Source organism: Streptomyces sp. NPDC044921, from assembly GCF_056432865.1.
Window position 1 is genome coordinate 1,513 of record NZ_JBWKIF010000047.1, and the last position, 1,574, is coordinate 3,086.

Annotated in this window: 1 rRNA gene (running past one end of the window); it reads right to left on the bottom strand. The window is 57.8% G+C overall.

Features of this window, described 5'->3' with window-relative positions:
- Nucleotides 1-1,272: ribosomal RNA gene (locus AC07DA_RS36035) — 23S ribosomal RNA — on the bottom strand; it reaches 1,490 nt to the left of the window's first position.
- Between the last annotated feature and the right edge of the window lie 302 nt (nucleotides 1,273-1,574).

Sequence of the window (1,574 nt, forward strand, 5' to 3'; positions counted from 1 at the left end):
GCAATGACACGACTTCGGCGGTACGCTTGAGCCCCGCTACATTGTCGGCGCGGAATCACTAGACCAGTGAGCTATTACGCACTCTTTCAAGGGTGGCTGCTTCTAAGCCAACCTCCTGGTTGTCTCTGCGACTCCACATCCTTTCCCACTTAGCGTACGCTTAGGGGCCTTAGTCGATGCTCTGGGCTGTTTCCCTCTCGACCATGGAGCTTATCCCCCACAGTCTCACTGCCGCGCTCTCACTTACCGGCATTCGGAGTTTGGCTAAGGTCAGTAACCCGGTAGGGCCCATCGCCTATCCAGTGCTCTACCTCCGGCAAGAAACACACGACGCTGCACCTAAATGCATTTCGGGGAGAACCAGCTATCACGGAGTTTGATTGGCCTTTCACCCCTAACCACAGGTCATCCCCCAGGTTTTCAACCCTGGTGGGTTCGGTCCTCCACGAAGTCTTACCTCCGCTTCAACCTGCCCATGGCTAGATCACTCCGCTTCGGGTCTTGAGCGTGCTACTCAAACGCCCTATTCGGACTCGCTTTCGCTACGGCTACCCCACCCGGGTTAACCTCGCAACACACCGCAAACTCGCAGGCTCATTCTTCAAAAGGCACGCAGTCACGAGACGCCAGCAAGCTGACGTCCGACGCTCCCACGGCTTGTAGGCACACGGTTTCAGGTACTATTTCACTCCCCTCCCGGGGTACTTTTCACCATTCCCTCACGGTACTATCCGCTATCGGTCACCAGGGAATATTTAGGCTTAGCGGGTGGTCCCGCCAGATTCACACGGGATTTCTCGGGCCCCGTGCTACTTGGGTGTCTCTCAAACGAGCCGCTGACGTTTCGACTACGGGGGTCTTACCCTCTACGCCGGACCTTTCGCATGTCCTTCGCCTACATCAACGGTTTCTGACTCGTCCCACGGCCGGCAGACCGTGAAAGAGAGATCCCACAACCCCGCATACGCAACCCCTGCCGGGTCTCACACGTATACGGTTTAGCCTCATCCAGTTTCGCTCGCCACTACTCCCGGAATCACGGTTGTTTTCTCTTCCTGCGGGTACTGAGATGTTTCACTTCCCCGCGTTCCCTCCACACTGCCTATGTGTTCAGCAGCGGGTGACAGCCCATGACGACTGCCGGGTTTCCCCATTCGGACACCCCCGGATCAAAGCCTGGTTGACGACTCCCCGGGGCCTATCGTGGCCTCCCACGTCCTTCATCGGTTCCTGGTGCCAAGGCATCCACCGTGCGCCCTTAAAAACTTGGCCACAGATGCTCGCGTCCACTGTGCAGTTCTCAAACAACGACCAGCCACCCATCACCCCACCTCCTAGAGGCGAGTGCACTGGGGCCGGCGCTGAGGAAAAATCCATTCCCTCAGACACCCAACAGCGTGCCCGACACGATCAGCTGACCAGATCAGCGTTCCACGCCCCAAAGGGCAGTACTAGCGCCTGATCCATCCTGAACCGTGCCGAGTAGTCAACGTTCCACCCATGAGCAACCAGCATCAGACGTTCGCTGATGTACTGGCCTCTGACCTCACCCCGAAGGGATCGGTAAGAAGTGC